General features: G+C 54.6%; 14 protein-coding genes. 4 read left to right on the top strand and 10 right to left on the bottom strand.

Annotated features, from left to right (window positions below; all coding sequences use genetic code 11):
- Positions 1-134: 134 nt before the first annotated feature.
- Positions 135-2,831, bottom strand: coding sequence for a DNA mismatch repair protein MutS (mutS, locus tag CSC3H3_RS19455; RefSeq protein ID WP_245881190.1), 2,697 nt, complete (start codon positions 2,829-2,831; stop codon positions 135-137).
- A gap of 161 nt (positions 2,832-2,992) precedes the next feature.
- Here mutS and CSC3H3_RS19450 point away from each other — a divergent pair, with 161 nt between their 5' ends.
- The 3 genes from CSC3H3_RS19450 (at position 2,993) to CSC3H3_RS19440 (ending at position 6,672) form a co-directional block, all read left to right on the top strand.
- A complete protein-coding gene (locus CSC3H3_RS19450) occupies positions 2,993-3,511 on the top strand; it encodes a hypothetical protein (RefSeq protein WP_101285906.1) in 519 nt (172 codons plus the stop codon).
- Positions 3,512-3,780: 269 nt separating this feature from the next.
- Positions 3,781-6,048, top strand: a complete 2,268-nt coding sequence (locus CSC3H3_RS19445) for an NADP-dependent malic enzyme (RefSeq protein WP_101265259.1) — start codon at positions 3,781-3,783, stop codon at positions 6,046-6,048.
- 171 nt (positions 6,049-6,219) lie between these two features.
- Positions 6,220-6,672, top strand: a complete 453-nt coding sequence (locus tag CSC3H3_RS19440) for a hypothetical protein (RefSeq protein WP_101265610.1) — start codon at positions 6,220-6,222, stop codon at positions 6,670-6,672.
- Between the two features lie 89 nt (positions 6,673-6,761).
- Here the strand turns inward: CSC3H3_RS19440 and CSC3H3_RS19435 are convergent, their stop codons facing one another.
- The 7 genes from CSC3H3_RS19435 to CSC3H3_RS19405 all read right to left on the bottom strand — a co-directional run bounded on the left by CSC3H3_RS19435 (position 6,762) and on the right by CSC3H3_RS19405 (position 13,329).
- Positions 6,762-7,751, bottom strand: coding sequence for a glucosaminidase domain-containing protein (locus CSC3H3_RS19435; protein ID WP_101285905.1), 990 nt, complete (start codon positions 7,749-7,751; stop codon positions 6,762-6,764).
- 481 nt (positions 7,752-8,232) lie between these two features.
- Positions 8,233-8,805, bottom strand: a complete 573-nt coding sequence (locus CSC3H3_RS19430) for a NifU family protein (protein ID WP_101265256.1) — start codon at positions 8,803-8,805, stop codon at positions 8,233-8,235.
- A gap of 151 nt (positions 8,806-8,956) precedes the next feature.
- A complete protein-coding gene (locus tag CSC3H3_RS19425) occupies positions 8,957-9,931 on the bottom strand; it encodes a DUF2333 family protein (RefSeq protein WP_101285904.1) in 975 nt (324 codons plus the stop codon).
- 36 nt (positions 9,932-9,967) lie between these two features.
- Positions 9,968-10,564 (bottom strand): L,D-transpeptidase family protein, encoded by a 597-nt coding sequence (locus tag CSC3H3_RS19420; protein WP_101285903.1) that lies wholly within the window; start codon positions 10,562-10,564, stop codon positions 9,968-9,970.
- A 194-nt stretch (positions 10,565-10,758) separates the two neighbouring features.
- Positions 10,759-11,283 carry an inorganic diphosphatase gene (gene ppa, locus CSC3H3_RS19415; protein ID WP_101265608.1) on the bottom strand — a complete coding sequence of 175 codons (525 nt, stop codon included), beginning with the start codon at positions 11,281-11,283 and terminating at the stop codon, positions 10,759-10,761.
- Positions 11,284-11,448: 165 nt separating this feature from the next.
- Complete coding sequence (locus CSC3H3_RS19410) at positions 11,449-12,297, bottom strand: glycosyltransferase (RefSeq protein ID WP_101285902.1); 849 nt, start codon at positions 12,295-12,297, stop codon at positions 11,449-11,451.
- A gap of 102 nt (positions 12,298-12,399) precedes the next feature.
- Positions 12,400-13,329 carry a LysR family transcriptional regulator gene (locus CSC3H3_RS19405; protein ID WP_101285901.1) on the bottom strand — a complete coding sequence of 310 codons (930 nt, stop codon included), beginning with the start codon at positions 13,327-13,329 and terminating at the stop codon, positions 12,400-12,402.
- A 247-nt stretch (positions 13,330-13,576) separates the two neighbouring features.
- On the opposite strand from CSC3H3_RS19405, the gene CSC3H3_RS19395 reads away from it, so the two are divergent.
- Positions 13,577-14,527 carry a DMT family transporter gene (locus CSC3H3_RS19395; RefSeq protein ID WP_101265246.1) on the top strand — a complete coding sequence of 317 codons (951 nt, stop codon included), beginning with the start codon at positions 13,577-13,579 and terminating at the stop codon, positions 14,525-14,527.
- A 97-nt stretch (positions 14,528-14,624) separates the two neighbouring features.
- Here the strand turns inward: CSC3H3_RS19395 and CSC3H3_RS19390 are convergent, their stop codons facing one another.
- Entirely contained in the window at positions 14,625-14,972 is a 348-nt protein-coding gene (locus tag CSC3H3_RS19390; protein WP_101285899.1) for an antibiotic biosynthesis monooxygenase family protein, read from the bottom strand.
- On the bottom strand, positions 14,969-15,298 hold the full coding sequence (locus CSC3H3_RS19385; RefSeq protein WP_101285898.1) for an NIPSNAP family protein: 330 nt from the start codon (positions 15,296-15,298) through the stop codon (positions 14,969-14,971). Before CSC3H3_RS19385 ends, CSC3H3_RS19390 begins: the two co-directional genes overlap by 4 nt.
- Positions 15,299-15,335: the final 37 nt, after the last annotated feature.

Below are 15,335 nucleotides of genomic sequence, written 5' to 3'. Positions count from 1 at the left end.
TTTGCGTGCCGCCCCTCTGATTACCAGTAAAATATTTGCCAGCGGGCCGTTTTATATATCTGGTGCAAAACCGTTTTTTCCAGTGCGACCGGGCAATTTAACCCCGGTCCTTAACGGTTTTGCACCGGGTCGTTTCAAGCCCCGGCCTGGCGTTTCAAATCGCGCAAACGATACAGCGCATCAAGTGCCTCGCGCGGGGACATGTCATCAGGTTCCAGGGCCGCAACCGCATCTAACAGGGATTGCTGTTCTGTGCTTAATGCTGGGGCAGCGGCCTGTTCTTCCTTTTCCACCTGGGCCATGGCCGCAGCAAAAAGCGGCAAATCATCGGCCAGTTTGGAAACGGCACCGCCCTGCTGGCCCTTTTCCAGGGTTTTAAGCACCTGTTCGGCCCGTTTGATGACCGCCTTGGGCAAACCGGCAAGCTGGGCAACATGGATACCATAGGACCGGTCTGCACTGCCCGGGCCAACCTCGTGCAGGAACACCACTTCGCCCTGCCATTCCTTGATCAGCATGGTATGGCAGGAAAGATGCGCCAGCTTGGCGGCAAGGGCCGTCAGTTCGTGGTAATGGGTGGCAAAAAGCCCACGGCATTTATTGATTTCATGCAGGTTTTCCACCACGGCCCAGGCAATCGACAGGCCATCAAATGTTGCCGTGCCGCGCCCGATTTCATCGAGAATAACCAGCGACCGGTCGGTTGCCTGATTAATGATCGCTGCGGTTTCGACCATTTCGACCATAAAGGTCGACCGGCCACGCGCCAGATCATCGGCCGCACCAACACGGGAAAACAGCCGGTCAATTGCGCCAATATGGGCTGATTGCGCCGGAACAAATGCACCGATCTGGGCCAGCACGGCAATCAGGGCATTCTGGCGCAGGAAGGTCGATTTACCCGCCATGTTGGGGCCGGTAATCAGCCAGAGTTTCTGTTCGTCTTCCAGGCGGCAGTCATTGGCAACAAAGGGCGATTCCCCGGCATTTTGCAGGGCAGCCTCGACCACCGGGTGGCGGCCACCGCGAATGTCAAAGGACAGGCTGTTATCAATGATCGGGCGAATGCAGCCCTGTTCGCGTGCCAGTTCGGCCAGCGAAGATGACACATCCAGCCCCGCAAGGGCCTGTGCGCAGCGGGCAATCGGGTCGGCATGGACCAGCACCGAATTGACCAGATCGGCAAATAGTTCCAGCTCCAGCGCCATGGCCTGGTCACCGGCCTTGGAGACTTTGCTTTCCAGTTCCGAAAGGGCCACGGTCGTAAAACGCACGGCATTGGCCATGGTCTGGCGATGAATGAATTCATCCACCTCCATCATCTTGTCGGCCTGTTTGGCCGGAACCTCGATGAAATAGCCCAGAACGTTGTTATGTTTGACCTTCAGGCTGGAAATCGCCGTCTGTTCGGTATAGCGCGCCTGCAAATTGGCAATCAGCTTTTTGCTTTCACTTGAAAGCATGCGCAATTCATCAAGCGGCGGGTGATACCCCGTGGCAATAAAACCGCCATCACGCGCCATCAAAGGCAGGCTTTCGGAAAGGGCGCGGCGCAGCAGGTCCACCAGGTCACCATGATGGCCCATTTCGGTTAAATGGTCGCTCAGGGCACCGGGCAGGCTATCCAGGCTGTTATCGGCTGGGTGGTCCAGAAGGGTGCGAATGGCAAAGGCGCAGGCAAGGCCATCGCGAAGGGCTGCCAGATCACGCGGGCCGCCACGGCCAATCGACAGGCGCGATAACGCCCGTTCAATATCGGGGCATTCCGACAGGGCATTGCGCAAATCAACGCGCAAATCATTGTGGTCATGAAAATAGCTGACCAGATCAAGCCGCCGGTTGATCGATCCGGCATCAGTCAGCGGGGCAGAAAGGCGGGCGGCCAGCAAACGTGCTCCGGCCCCGGTGCGGGTGCGGTCAATCACTGATAACAGCGACCCTTTGCGCTCTCCGCTTTGGGTTTGCGTCAATTCCAGGCTGCGCCGCGTGGCGGCATCAATTTCCATTGCCGCCCCCTGCGCCATGCGCGTGGGGGGTGACAGGCGCGGCATCTGGCCCTTCTGGGTCAGTTCGACATAATCAATCAGCGCGCCAGCGGCCGAAAGTTCGGCGGTTTCAAACCCGCCAAAGGCATCAAGGGCCGCAACATCATACAGCTTTTTCAGGCGCAGTTCGGCATTGGCCGGGTCAAAGCGCGCGGCAGGCTGCGGCGTAATGATGTTTTTATATTCGTTATATAAATCAAACATTTCGGACCGGTTCAGCAACCGGTCCGAAATCAGGATTTCGCCGGGATCAAGCCGGGCAATGGCAGCACTTAAACCTGCACTGGCACAGGGCTGCACATAAAAATCACCCGTCGAAATATCCAGCCAGGCCACCCCCATTTTGCCGCGCACATCGGCAATGGCTGCCAGATAGTTATGGCGGCGTGCATCCAGAAGGCTGTCTTCGGTCAGGGTGCCTGGCGTAATCAGGCGCACCACATCGCGTTTGACGACGGATTTGGCACCGCGTTTTTTGGCTTCTGCCGGGTCTTCCATCTGTTCGCAAACGGCAACACGAAACCCCTTGCGGATCAGCCGCTGCAAATAGGTTTCATGGCTGTGAACCGGAACCCCGGCCATGGGAATATCGTTTCCCTGATGTTTGCCACGTTTTGTCAGGGCAATATCAAGGGCTTCGGCGGCTTTGACGGCATCGTCAAAGAACAGCTCGTAAAAATCGCCCATCCGGTAAAACAGCAGGCAGTCCTGGTACTGTTCCTTAAGTTCCAGGAACTGGACCATCATCGGGGTGGCGCCGTCGCGGTTAAAATCGGGTGCGGTCATGGTTTTTTCGGGGGATCCGGGCATTTTGTTCATGGCAGCCTTGATAGCAAACCCGGCCGGACTTGGCGAGGGGGGCCGTTATTTTGCCCTAAAGTTTTGCAATATATGATAAAATACTTGTATAGAAATCTATCGGACCAGTGACCCAGGAGAAAAAAACAATGTCTGAAGAACACACCACTGCCCAGGTTCCGGAACTGGTCGGCCTGTTTGATACCAAAGAATCGTTTGATGCCGCGATAAAGGCCCTGTCGGATGCCGGTTTCGCCCATAGCGACCTTTCCGCGCTTAGTACCCATGAATCCATCGATGTTGCTGGCAAGGAAGGCCAGTCATGGACCGACGTGCTGACCGCGATGTTTGGCGAAGTGAAATACGAAGTTCCGCTGGTGGCATCGGGTGCCATTGCCCTGTTTGGCGGTGCTGCAACGGCGGCCCTTGCCCTGGCGATTGGCGCGGGGGTTGGCACGATGGCCCTGACCGATTTTATCGACAAGGTAACATCCACCCCGCATACCGAAGAATTCGCCAAGGCGATCAAGGAAGGTTCGGCTGCTTTGTGGGTCCGCCTTGACCCGAAAGACCCGGCCAAAGAAGCCAAAGCCCGTGAGATTTTCGCGCTGAATAACGCGCATAATGTTCATATTCATGAACCTGTCGAGCCGGCAGCCGGTGCCTGATTTAAGGTATTTGGACTGATTGCCAAAAAGGCACCCCGCAATATGCCGGGTGCCTTTTTTAATGAGTGGTTTTCGAATTCTGTGTGCCCATGCTGTGATGTTGCGATGCAACATACGGAAAATGCAGGAAAAATCGCAATTTTCATCAACTGGTCCTTTGACCGGCGTGCGGAACCCTGATTTATTACGAGGTTCCCTTTGGCAGTCCCACAATCTGTCTTTGGGTTAACCGCTTTTCTCACCCACCATGCAAGCGTCAGTGAAGACATATGGAAGAAAAAGAAATCAAGGTTCGTGACCGCGAAGCGCTGCTGTTCCATTCCAGCGGCCGCCCCGGAAAAATCGAAATTACCGCCTCCAAGCCGCTGACCACCCAGCGCGACCTTTCCCTGGCCTATTCGCCGGGTGTGGCTGTGCCGTGTCTCGAAATCGCCAAAAACCCGGCAACCGCCTATGATTACACCTCCAAGGGTAACATGGTGGCTGTTATTTCCAACGGTACTGCCGTTCTGGGTCTGGGCAATCTGGGCGCGCTGGCGTCCAAACCGGTCATGGAAGGCAAGGCAGTGCTGTTCAAGCGCTTTGCCGATGTTGATGGCCTTGATCTTGAAGTTTCCACCGAGGATGTTGACGAATTCGTCAATTGCGTTCGCTTCCTTGGCGCATCGTTTGGCGGCATCAACCTTGAAGACATCAAGGCGCCGGAATGCTTTATCATTGAAAGCCGCCTGCGCGAGATCATGGATATTCCCGTTTTCCATGATGACCAGCACGGCACGGCGATTATTGCCGCATCGGGCCTGATCAATGCCTGCGATTTGACTGGTCGCAAGCTTGAAGACATCAAACTGGTCGTCAACGGTGCTGGTGCAGCCGCCATTGCCGTGGCCGAACTGGTCAAAAGCATGGGTGTAACCCCTGATAATGTCATCATGTGTGATTCACGTGGCGTTATCTATAAGGGCCGCGAAGATGGCATGAACCAGTGGAAATCGGCCCATGCCGCCGATACCGATGCCCGCACCCTGGAAGAAGCAATGGTTGGGGCGGATGCATTCTTTGGTTTGTCGGTCAAAGGTGCGGTGACGACCAAGATGGTCAAAAGCATGGCCAAACAGCCGATTATTTTTGCCATGGCCAACCCGGACCCGGAAATTACCCCCGAGGAAGTCGCCGAAATTCGCGACGATGCCATTTGCGCGACCGGCCGTTCGGATTACCCGAACCAGATCAATAACGTTTTGGGTTTCCCGTATATTTTCCGTGGTGCGCTTGATGTTCAGGCATCAACCATCAACGAGGAAATGAAAATTGCTGCGGCCCACGCGGTGGCGGCTCTGGCTCGCGAAGACGTGCCTGATGAAGTGGCTGCTGCCTATTCCGGTCGCCGGTTGCAATATGGCCCGGAATATATCATTCCGGCCCCGTTTGACCCGCGCCTGATCATTGCCGTGCCCAAGGCCGTTGCCCAGGCGGCAATGGATAGCGGCGTTGCCCGCAAGCCGATTTTTGATATGGGCGAATATGAAAACCAGTTGCGCAGCCGTCTTGACCCGACAGCAGCCCACCTGCAGCTGATTTCCGATTATGTGCGCGCCCATCCCAAGCGTATCGCCTTTGCCGAAGGCGAAGAGGAAACCGTTATTCGCGCGGCAGCGGCCTTCCGTAATTCCGGTTATGGCACGCCCATTCTGGTGGGTCGTGAAGATCGTATTCTGGAAACCGCAAAATCGCTGGGGATCGAAAGCCTGGATGGCGTTGAAATCACCAATGCGGCCCTGACCACCGATAACCGCAAATATGCCGAGTTCCTTTATGAACGTCTGCAGCGCAAAGGTTATCTGTGGCGTGACTGCCAGCGCATGGTGAACCAGAAGCGCAATGTCTTTGCCGCAGCCATGGTTGCGATGGGGCAGGCAGACGGCATGATTACCGGCCTGACGCGGAACTTTAACCGCAGCTTCACCGATATCAGCACCGTGATTGATGCCAAGGACGGCGAAATTCCGATGGGGCTGTCCATTGCCATTGCCAAAGGGCGTACGGTGTTTATTGCCGATACCCGTGTGCATGACGTGCCCGATGCCGAACAACTGGCCGAAATCGCCATTCAGGCGGCGAAAAAGGCCCGTCAGCTTGGCCATGAACCGCGTGTTGCCATGATTTCGCATTCGACCTTTGGCAACCCCTGGACCGAAGATACCGACCGTATCCGCGAAGCGGTTTCGATCCTGGAAAATTCGGATATCGATTTCGAATTTGATGGCGATATGAGCGTTGATGTCGCGCTCGATACCGAACTTCTGAAGCTTTACCCGTTCTGCCGTCTGTCTGGCCCGGCCAACGTGCTGGTGATGCCGGCCCTTCATGCTGCAACCACGGCATCGAAGCTTTTGGGTAAACTTGGCGGCGGTACGGTGATTGGTCCGGTCATGATTGGCCTGGCCAAACCGGCCCAGATTACGCAAATGGGTGCCACCGTGAACGACCTTGTCAATCTGGCAGCCCTTGCCGCGCACGAGGCCGAACACGGCTAATCCGGCCTTGGCCGGGTTATGATGCGGTTCACTTTGCCATTTTTGCAATTTGGGCCGTAAAAACTTCATCTGATAGGATATGGCGGAAGCGGAACACCCGATTTCCGCCATATCTTTTTTGTAGCGTGCCGCAAATTGCCCAACTGACCGATGAAAGAAGGATCGAACCTGATGCAGCGCCTTGTCGCCATTTTTGCCTTTTTGCTGATAGTGCCGGTTTTATCAGCCTGTAATGACGAGGTCAGCGCCGAGCCCAGTACCGATGAAATCACGACTGCCGTGATCGAGCGTTTTCGCAACGATCCCTATGCCCGCGTGGCCCATGTGGAAAATGTGCAGAAAACCAATAGTGTCGCCGAAGGCGAGGGCGTTGTGACCGTAATGGTCAGCTATGACATGGTGTTTGATCGCAGCATTTCCGATTTTGCCGATGATGTTGTTGAGCAAAGCCGGGGGGTCGAAAACCTTGATGCGGCGGGTGCCGCGGCACGCGATGCGGTGGATGTTCTGAAAATGAAAATGCTGGCACTTAAGGAAGGCGGATTCACTGTTGGCGACAGGCGCGGTATCAGCAATGAAATACGCATGGTGAAATCCGAAAAGGGCTGGATCTACCGGCCCTAGGCCCGTCAGGACGGACTTGTTTGATGGTATGAATATGAAAGGGGTGCCGATGGTGGCACCCCTTTTTTATCAGGTTTTGGCAGGTCGGCTTAACCCTGCAGGGAAGCCAGAAGGTTCGGCGGTGGGGGGACATCCTCGACCGCGAATTTCAGGCCATCAAGGTTATCAAGCCCGTTTGCTTTCATGATGGCATGAAGCGACTGCACATATTCTTCGCCACGTTCGGAATATTTCAGCAGCGTTTTTGCCAGTTCCCAGCCGGTGATGCTTTCGCCGCCAGCGCGCAGGCGGGCACGTTCTTCGCGCAGGGCCTCGTATGCCGGGTGGGAATTGATATTGACCGCATAGGCACGAACGGAATCCATCAGCGTGTCAAATGCCTTGATCACGTGGGTTTTGCCCGTTTCGCGGTTTTCGGGAACAATGCCTTCTTCCTCGTTATAGGCCCACTGGCCAAACAGGGCATTTCCCTTGCGCACAAAACGCGACGTCCCCCAGCCGCTTTCTTCAGCCGATTGTGCCAGGATCAGCGAGGGCGGGATGATGTCAATCCGTTCAAGAAGGGCGGCAATGCCCCCACCATCTACGCGGTAACGTTTCATCATTTTCTCGACCCATTTCTGCTGGGTCGGGGTGGCCGGGACGCCGGCATATTCGTTGCTTTGAATGGATAGCAGGCGATCGCGGCGTGCGGCAATTTCCTCGTTTACCCGCAGGGCAAGCGGCAGAATGATGCGCAGGAAGATCTGTTTGCGTTCCGCAACAGAGCTGAGATCGCGCAGGCCTTTGGGCACGCGTTTGATATAAACGCGCGGGATGTCACCCGCATTGCCCAGCTTGTAGTCAATGCTTTTGAAATACTGGTCAAGCGCGACCACTTCCGGGTCGCGCTGATAAAGCTTTTTGACCTTCGGTTTTTCCGGATTTACCGGTACCACGACCGAGGCGTCGATCACCATGCCTGCGGGTTTCGGGGCAATATCAAAGTCGCCAAACATCAGCGCATATTGCAGGCCCACCGCGCCGACTAACGACGCAAGTGCGACCTTTGTAAATGTCGTCTGGTTTGCGCTACTCATACATCTCTCTCCAGGATCATTGAACCTGTTCGTTTTCCGCGCGTAAATATCTATGACCGGCCCGGTAATGCGGCGCAATCCGAAAAAATACACACGGTAAAAACCCCCCGCCAATGCTGGCGTTGCACATCAAAACAGCAACGCCTGGCGATCAAAAAAGATCGCAAGCGGGACCAAAAAAGTTACGAATCGGTTAATGGTGGTTGTCTCCACCCCGTTTTTGCCGGGTCGGAATCCCAAATTTCCTTACCCGGATATCTGCCGGAAGACCTCTTATTTCAAGGTCTGTCATACTCCATATGGTATGTCGTCTCTGTGTGCAGCATCACATCATGTGAGACGGGTGCAAGCCGGCAGGGCCGCAATAATCGCGCCGACATCCTGCCAGCAAGTTTATCCGTTGGACAAACCGATAGCCGATGATTCCGGCGCGATTATGAAAAAATCTTGATCAGACCGTGAAGCGATAAGCTTTCTGGTCTCAGTATTCCGCCATGACAGGCTCGACAGCCTGAACTTCGGGAACATAGTAACGCAGCATGTTTTCGATGCCCATTTTCAGGGTCGCGGTGCTGCTGGGGCAGCCTGAACATGCGCCGTGCATTTCCAGATAGACAACGCCGTCTTCAAATTTGTGGAAAACGATGTCGCCGCCGTCCTGGGCAACAGCCGGACGCACGCGGGTATCAAGCAGTTCCTTGATCTGGCTGACCAGCTCGTCATCCCCTTCCGAGGCTGAGCTGGTTGCTTTGGTGGCATCGCTGCCCTGATCGAGGATAGGTTGACCAGAGGTGTAATGCTCCATGATCCCGCCCAGAATTTGCGGTTTCAGGGTCTGCCATTCGCGGCTGTCTTCCTTGGTGATGGTGATGAAATCACCGCCAAGAAATACACCGGTAATACCTTCAACTTCAAACAGCTTGCGGGCCAGCGGCGATTTCACATGTTCATCGTTGCTGGTGAAATTGGCAGTCCCCTGACGCCCCATGACTTCTTCACCCGGAAGAAATTTAAGGGTGGCGGGATTCGGGGTCGGTTCGGTTTGTATGAACATCTTCACCAAGTCCTTTTATTGTGGCGCCGCAGCCATGACGTATGCGCGGCAGCCCTCATGTCTTTCTCTTTGGTCTCTAAATGGGCCAATTTTTTAAAAAGATCAAGTCCGACCATGCAACTCAGGTATTCGTTAAAATACCAGATTGCGCCTAGCGTTGCAGGATACTGATGATTTCATTCATCTGGGTGCGTGCACGCAGCAGGTAAAAACCAAGACCGGCAAGATGGTTGGGCAGAATAATCCCGTCAGCCGACCCGTTAATGACAACAACCGGGTCAAGTTTGGCCGCCGACTGAAGCGATGCCACCATTTCAGCCCAGACCTGGCTGACCTGGCGTTCATTGAGGATGTTTTCAAAATCAGTGCCAAGGTCACGCAGGATCAGGCTATAGGCATAAAGGCGGCCTTTGGTGGCATAGAAAACATCGTCTGCCGTGGTATCGAAAATCGACGGATGGGCAACCTTGTTGTCAATCAGTGCCGATGCCGACCCCAGATCATTGGCAAAACGGGCAAGGGTTTCCTGCAAATTGTCTGCACGGCGTTCAAAAGCGGCATTGCCAGCAGCAAGGCGTTCGTTATAGCGGCGCAGCGATGAAATCGCCTGGCGGTATTGCTGTTCGGAGGAAACGCCAGGCAGCAGCGAAATGCTGGGGTCAAACACCCATTTGTCACCCCGGAATTTCAATACACCGGCAGCGTTATCAAGATCACCATCCACCTGGCTTGATCCGCGTGCACGGCCGATCTGATCGGACAGTTCAATGGCGAATCGCGACAGGGCGTAAATGATGCCGGTCTGATAGTTCGGCATATTGTCCAGGGCGGCACCGGGCATGAAGAACGGGTCGTTCGCCGTCCATTGATGGTCATTCACTTCGCGGTCGATCAGATCAATCGCGGTGGCAACGGCATGGCTGCCACCCTGATAATTGCCGGTGAAATCGGTATTGTCGTCGATCTTCTGCACAATGATCATGCCGACCGGATAATAGATCAGGGCCAGAACAACAATCACGGCAAGGGCCCGAAGCCAGAAACGGCCGCTTCCGAAAAAGCCGCGCAGTTTTGCACCAAAACCTTTGATGCCGCTCTTGTTGTAAAGATAATCGTCTTCGATCATGTCCTGTCCCGGTCTGATAAATGTACGATGATCAAACTAGGGCGTTGGTCGATTTGCCGCAAGGGTCTGTTCGTCGCCGCCTGGTTGTGTGCTGCGAATGCAAAGACGGGTCGAAACGCCACAGCCTGCCAGAATTTCATATAAATCCGCGCGTGATAGGGCAATGCAGCCTTCGGTTCCGTTATAGGCAGGGCGGGCGATATGCATGAAAATAGCCGAGCCGTTGCCAGGAACGGCGGGGCTGTCGTTATGGTCAAGGGCGACAATCACGTCGTAAACGGCATCTTCGCGCCACAGCTTTTCATGGCTGGCATCCAGGGGCAGGCGCACCGGACGGTTATAATGGCTGCTTGACGGCGCATCACACCAGCCATCATCGGGTGCAAGAATATGAACAGGAAGGCCGGTTTTGGGCGCAGGGACGCGGTCAGCTCGATACATCACATAACGCAGGGTCCAGTTGCCAATCGGGCTGGCACCGTCGCCTTCCCGTTTGTCTAAGCTCATACCGGTTTTACCAATTGCCGCGCGATAGTTTTTGTCCTGAAAATGCAGTGTGCCGGTTTCATCAACTGTAATTGCGGCTGTAGTGTTATCGGGGTTTTCAGGGTTCGGGCTTTTGCGATCGGCCATGATGGTGATTATGCCCCTGTAGTGTGCTGGTGTTGGGAAAATGCTCGATCAGTACACGCCATGAAATGCCGGGAATTTGTCATGGCGATGACGGGGGTTAAAAATAACAACGCCCCGCGATAGGGCGGGGCGTTGTATCGCATTGCAATGTCGGTGCGCCATCACAGGAATGATGGAAAACCGCTCAAGCTTGCTTATTTCGCGAAACGTTCAATGGCAATATTGATCAGTTCGGCAGCGGTTTCTGCACCTTTCCAGCCGGTAACTTTGACCCATTTGCCTTTTTCGAGGTCTTTGTAACGCTCGAAGAAGTGCTGGATCTGGTCGCGCAGGATTTCCGGCAGGTCTTCGTGCGATTTGATGTCCTTATAGTAAGGATCGACCTTTTCATGCGGCACGCAGATCAGCTTTTCGTCCATGCCTGCTTCGTCTTCCATCATCAGCACGCCAATCGGGCGGGCACGAATGACGGAACCGGCAACGACTGGCTCGCGGAACATGACCATGGCGTCAACGGGGTCGCCATCTTCGCCCAGGGTGTTGGGAATGAAGCCGTAATTGACCGGATAATACATCGAGGTATGAAGGAAACGGTCAACAAATACCGCGCCAGAATCCTTGTCGACTTCGTATTTGATCGGCCCGCCCTGCGGGATTTCAATGACAACATTAACGTCCCAGGGAACGTCTTTACCAACCGCAATCTTGCTGAGGTCCATCGGGGTAACACCCTTTCGCATTTGCTTCAGATCACCCGTTGCCGGGCTTGGATATGGGATCCATTTGCGCATCCCGAAGGCATGCGCAAAAATGATGCGGCCCTTTTATCGCGAAATGCGCAATGTTCCAAGAACCCGCTTCTTCATCCTTGGTCGGGGATGGCGTTATTCTGCTGCTTCGGGGGCCAGGAACATGCTGCGGCCCGGTAAAAACCGTACCGTATCATTTTCAAGATTGCTGAAATGAATGCGGTTATCATCAGCACCGGCATGGCGCTGGGCAATTTTGCGGTCATGAAACAGGTGCAAAACTGGCGAGGAGTATTCCAGATTTTTGCGTTTCAGGCCGGAGCGCAAAAGCCGCAGGACAAAATCGGAATCTTCAAGGCCGTGGCCTTCATAGGATTCATCAAAACCGGCAACCCGGTCGATATCCGTGCGCAGCACAGCAAGATTGCAGGTTTGTGCTTTTTTCCAGCAGTTTTCATGCTTCCACAGGCTTTTGCCGCTTTGGGGCAGGGGCATGAACTGGAACGGGCGGTTGCACTGCCCGGTAAGGCCAAGGGTAAACAGGGCGAATCGCGGCCATTTATGGAAATTGGGCTGTTTGCGCATCAACATCTGGGTGAAGTTGCGCTTCAGGAAAACCCGTTTGCCAGTGACAAAACAGCCTTCTGTTACGGCCTTGCGATGACGGGTAACAAAATCAGGCATCACACAGCAATCGCCGTCGATAAAGATCACCAGATCGCCACTGCAAAGCGACAATGCGCCGTTGCGTGCGCGTGCAACCCGAAAACCGTTGTCTTCCTGCCAGAAATGTTTGACGGGGATGGGGCATTCTTTTGCAAAACCGGCGATCAGGTCGCGGGTTTCATCATCTGATCCATCATCGGCAATGACGATTTCGAAATTGCGATCATTCTGGTCCTGCAGTGATTGCAAAACCATCGCCAGTGCACTTGACCAGTTATAGGTGGTCACGATTACCGATACGAGATCTACCTTTGACATCTTCCCCCCGGACGAAATCTCTAGTCAGGCGTTATTGCCCCTCAACAATAACGTGATTGAAAGTTGTACATAGGTGGGGAAGGCTGTGCAATAGCCCGAAGGTTACAAATGCATGTTTTCGTTTATAGGAAGGCGGATCTGATTGCGAATCCAGTCTGCTGCGGCCATGACAGCGGGGTCGCGTTCACGCGAAGGGCGAATCAGAAGCCGGTACCACCAGCTTGACATGAAATCGGGAAAATCCAGCGCGACAAGTTCGCGACGATCAACATATTTGCGGGCGACAACATCGGTGCTTGCCACAATGCCATGGCCTTCGCGCGCCGCCTCAAGCGCCCAGATATGATGGCTGAAGGTCCAGCAGTCAGACAGCGAAAAACGGGTTTCCTCAAACCAGGAATTGATTTGTGAAAACTGTTCGCTATCACTGTCGATCAACAGAATATCGCGTGGTTCAAGCTGCGAAACATCGACACTGGTGCCTTTAAAACCGCGCCGTTCCAGCCAGTGCGGCGATACCAGCGCATGATAGATTTCCGGTGTCAGAAGCTCCATGGTCCAGCCTTCCGGGCCGGGCAGGTCTTTGGGCGCGATCTGAAGTGCCAGATCAATTTCCAGCGGGTCCAGGTCGTCATCAAATTCGATTTTGCGAAACTGGACAGGGATATCGCCAGGAATGGCAGCACGCAGACTGTCGAGTTCCTCGATCAGGATGCTTAGCGCCGGGGTCGCCAGTGCCCCGATCCGGATGGCACGGCCTTTATCCGGGCCAATTTCGCTGGTGATGCCGGAAATATCGTCAAGGGCGGCGGTCAGGCGTGGCAAAAGCTGGCGTGCCGATTTGGTCAGCGACAGGCCGCGCCCCTTGCGCACAAACAGAACCACGCCCACGCTTTCCTCAAGCTGGCGCAGCTGATGGCTGATTGCGCTTTGCGTCACATTCAGTTCTTCGGCGGCATCTTTCACGCTTTGATGGCGGGCCGTGGCTTCGAAGGCGACAAGGGCGCGTAAGGGCGGTAATTTGCGACGCATTCTGGTGTTCCGCTAACAGGCAATATGGGACGATCCTGTTTATCAGGACCGGCCTTCTGTTTTGCACAAAATTTTCTCATCGGTCGCTGAAAACTCTTCATTCGTTTTTTTGAATGGTTCCGGGCAAGATACTTGCGAGAGGGTTTCCAGACCTTTTGTCTCCTTGCGCCACCCGCAGTATCCGACTGATCCCGGCTTTGGAAACTCCCTCTTTATCCTTTTCATATCGAACAACAGGAAGTTGGCCATGACCAGGACGCTGGCGCGCCTGAGCGGAAATTTGCGCGGCGTTTTATGGATGACCGGCGCGATGGCATCGGGCGTTTTTGTCGATGTCTGTGCCAAGCTGGTTTCGGCCGATATCCCGACAGCCCAGATTCTGGCCATGCGGGCCATTCTAACGGTGGCGGCCTTCCTGGTGATTTTGATGTTTGTGGGCACCCGCCAGGTGCGCACACGCCGCCCCTATGCCCATATGTTGCGCGGGGTGCTGTGGTACGGGTCGCTGTTTTGCGTGTTCTATGCCCTGCGACAAATGAGCATCAGCGAAGTAAACGCCTATCTGTTTATCGAGGCATTGCTGACCGTGATGCTTGCTGTGGTGTTTCTTGGCGAAAAGCTGACAGCCCGTAAGTTGGCCGCAACCCTTTTGGGGCTGGTCGGTGTCTGGATTATGTGTGCCCCGAAAATGAATGGTTTTGGTGTGCCGCTGGGTGTTGCTGGTGCACTGGCCGGGGCGTTCTGTTTTTCGGCGCAAACCCTGTTTGCCAAGGTTCTGACCCGGACAGAAACCAATTTTTCCATGCTGTTCTGGCCACAAATTGTAGCCGTGGTCATCTGGGTGCCAGTTGGCGTTATATTGTGGCAGCCAGCGGCCCTTTCTGACTGGGCCTTTGCGGGCGGTGCCGGGTTTTTCGCGATGCTGACCAATTACATGGTGCTGCGCGCTGTGCGTGTTGCCGACGCCAGTGTTATTTCGCCTGCGGCCTATACCGCCCTGCCATTTTCGCTGGCAATGGACCTGATCTTTTTTGACATGTTCCCGATGCCGATCATTTTTGTCGGCGCCGGACTGGTGGTTCTGGCCGTTATGCTGCTTGATTTCAAGGGATCAGCCAAACCCGCCCCATCGGCGGATGAGGACGAAGATATTGCCCCGTCAGTCTCGACAAAACAGCAGGCTGATGCCAGGGTTTAAGCCCGGCATTTAAACAGTGCCTGCGCGCAGGGTAGCCTCCGCCTTCACCAAAGAATTGATCCGCCCGAACCTGAAAAATGGTTCGGGCGGATTATTTTTAAGCGTTGTGATGGTTTTTGGAATCAGGTGGCACATCGCCGCGTTCGGTCGTGCCGTAATCGCGCATCACATGGGCAACACGCAGGCGGTAATCCTGAAAAATGCGGGTGCGGCCTTGCGATTGTGCCGCGCGATGTTCTTCAAGATTGCGCCAGGCTTTGACCGCCTCTTCATCCCGCCAGAAAGAAAGCGACAGGATTTTTCCTGGTGTGGTGATGCTTTCAAACCGTTCGATCGAGATAAAACCATCAATCCCGTCAAGAAGCGGTCGAAGATCGCCGGCAATGTCGAAATAGTCGGACTTATATTCGGCTTTGGGGATGACTTCGAAAATCACGGCAATCATGGTTCGATCCTTGTGGCATGCGGGCCGGAAGCCAGTTTGTAAAACTGTCGTTCTTCGCGGCGAATGAATTGTTCCTTTTTGGCGAATCGGTAATTTTCTTGGCCTAGCGGGTCGGCCATCAGGCGGGTGCGATAGGCTTCGTAAGCTGCAAGGTTTGGCAGGGTATAAACGCCATAGGCGGTGGTGGTTGTGCCCTCATGGGGTGCAAAATAACCGATCAGATCTGCCCCGCAGCGCGGAATCGCCTGGCCCCAGTTGCGTGCATATTCTTCAAAGGCGTCTTTTTTATAAGGGTCAATTTCATAGCGGATAAAACAGGTCAGCATCTTGAATCTCTTTTCTATGTCAGGAGGGGGGAGGAGG

The sequence above is a fragment of the Thalassospira marina genome, assembly GCF_002844375.1.
Lineage (GTDB): Bacteria > Pseudomonadota > Alphaproteobacteria > Rhodospirillales > Thalassospiraceae > Thalassospira > Thalassospira marina.
The sequence above is the reverse complement of the archived record's forward strand: the minus strand, read 5'-3'. Positions and strand labels throughout refer to the sequence as shown.